The 2,171-nt window shown below is 57.3% G+C and carries 2 protein-coding genes; both read left to right on the forward strand.

Features of this window, described 5'->3' with window-relative positions; genetic code table 11:
- On the forward strand, positions 1–649 hold a 649-nt coding region (locus tag P7F28_RS06225), incomplete at its 5' end, for a KUP/HAK/KT family potassium transporter (protein WP_277183618.1).
- 58 nt (positions 650–707) lie between these two features.
- On the forward strand, positions 708–2,171 hold a 1,464-nt coding region (locus tag P7F28_RS06230; RefSeq protein WP_277183620.1), incomplete at its 3' end, for an acyl CoA:acetate/3-ketoacid CoA transferase.

Raw genomic sequence — 2,171 nt, forward strand, 5'->3', positions numbered from 1 at the left:
GCTGTTCTTCTCCGCCAATCTGCTCAAGATTCGCGAAGGCGGATGGTTCCCGTTAGCAATGGGTCTCGCTATGTTCACGATCATGGCGACGTGGGGGCGCGGATCGGAAATGATGACGCAAGAGGCCCACACGCGTGCCGGCACCACGCCGCTTAAGCCGTTTCTCGCTTCGCTCGTTGCTAAAAAGCCTGTACGCGTCGAGGGGACCGCTATTTTCATGTCGCCGGACCCGAATGGCGTACCGCATTCGCTGCTCAACAATTTGATGCATAACCGTGTGTTGCACGAGCACGTGGTGTTTTTGACCGTGGCGAGCGCGCCCGTGCCTTTCGTCGAAGAGTCGCGGCGCATGAAGCTCGAAGTCCTCGGCGACGGCTGTTTTCAGCTTACGGTGACCTACGGCTTCAAAGACGAAGTCGATCTTCCCGCCGCGCTTGAAAAATGCCGTGGCTCCGGGCTTAAATTCGATCGATCGACCATCTCGTACTTTCTTTCGCGCGCTACGGTTGTTCCGACGCCGGGAACGGGCATGGCGCTATGGCGCGAGCGACTCTTCGCGATCATGTTGCACAACGTGGGCAATGTAGCGGCTTATTTGCGTCTGCCTGCCGATCGCGTTATCGAGTTGGGCGCGCGTATCGAAATTTAATTTGAAGGCCGTATAGACCGTTATAAGCGCCGCCTGAACGCGTGGCGCAGGAGACGCTATGAGCTTCAACCACAACCAGGCTCGCCAGACATTTCAATCAGCCACGCGCCATGTCGAGCGAGGCAAGATCGTCACTGCGGCTGAAGCTGTGCGGCTGATTCGATCGGGCAATACGATTGCGACCAGCGGATTTGTCGGTATCGGCTTTGCGGAAGAGATTGCCATCGCGCTCGAAAAGCGCTTTCTTGAGGCGCGAGAGCAAGCGAAGGAAGGCGATGAGCCGATTGCAGATCTCACGCTTGTATATGCAGCCGGTCAGGGCGATGGCCGCGTCAAAGGGCTGAATCATCTTGCGCACGAGGGGTTGATCAAGCGTGTGATCGGCGGGCATTGGGGACTTGTGCCGGGATTGCAGAAGCTCGCGATCGATAACCGCATCGAAGCCTATAACTTGCCGCAAGGCGTGATTTCGCAATTGTTCCGCGATATCGCCGCGCATCGGCCTGGGCAATTGTCGACCGTCGGACTCGGCACGTTCGTCGATCCGCGCAATGGAGGCGGCAAGCTCAATGCGCGCACGACGGAAGATATCGTGCGGGTCATGTCGATCGACGGCACGGAATATCTGTACTACAAAGCGTTTCCGATCGATGTGGCCATCGTGCGCGGCACGACTGCGGATATGAACGGCAACATCACGATGGAGAAGGAAGCGCTGACGCTCGAAGGGCTGGCGATCGCCATGGCCGCACGCAATTCAGGCGGGATCGTGATTGCGCAAGTGGAACGGCTGGCGGAGTCGAACACGCTCAATTCGCGTCAGGTCAAGATTCCCGGCGTCATGGTGGATTGCGTGGTCGTCGCGCAAGCGGAGCATCACTGGCAGACGTTTGGCGAGCCTTATAACGCGGCTTATTCAAGCGAATTGCGAGTCGCCGCAAGTTCGATCGCACCGATGGCGCTAAACGAACGCAAGATCATTGCACGGCGTGCGGCCTTCGAATTGATGGCGAACAGCGTGGTCAATCTGGGTATCGGCATGCCGGAGGGTATTGCAAGCGTTGCGAACGAAGAGCAGGTGATCGATCTCTTCACCATGACCACGGAGCCGGGCGTAATCGGCGGCATTCCGGCGGGCGGATTGAATTTCGGCGCGGCAACGAATACGCAGGCCATTATCGATCAACCATATCAATTCGACTTTTACGATGGTGGCGGTCTGGACATTGCATTCTTAGGGCTGGCGCAAGCGGACCGCCAAGGCAATCTAAACGTCAGTAAATTCGGGCCTAAACTTGCGGGCGCGGGCGGCTTTATCAATATCAGTCAGGCTGCAAAGAAAGTCGTCTTTGTCGGCACGTTCAACGCAGGCAAGCTGGATATCGCTATCGATCAAGGCAGGCTCGCCATTCATCGTGAAGGCAATTGCCGCAAATTCGTCGATGAAGTCGAGCATCGAACCTTTAGCGGGCGCTATGCCGTCGAGCGTGGTCAGACGGTGCTATACATCACCGAACGTTGC

It is taken from the genome of Caballeronia sp. BR00000012568055 (assembly GCF_029439455.1).
GTDB lineage: Bacteria > Pseudomonadota > Gammaproteobacteria > Burkholderiales > Burkholderiaceae > Caballeronia.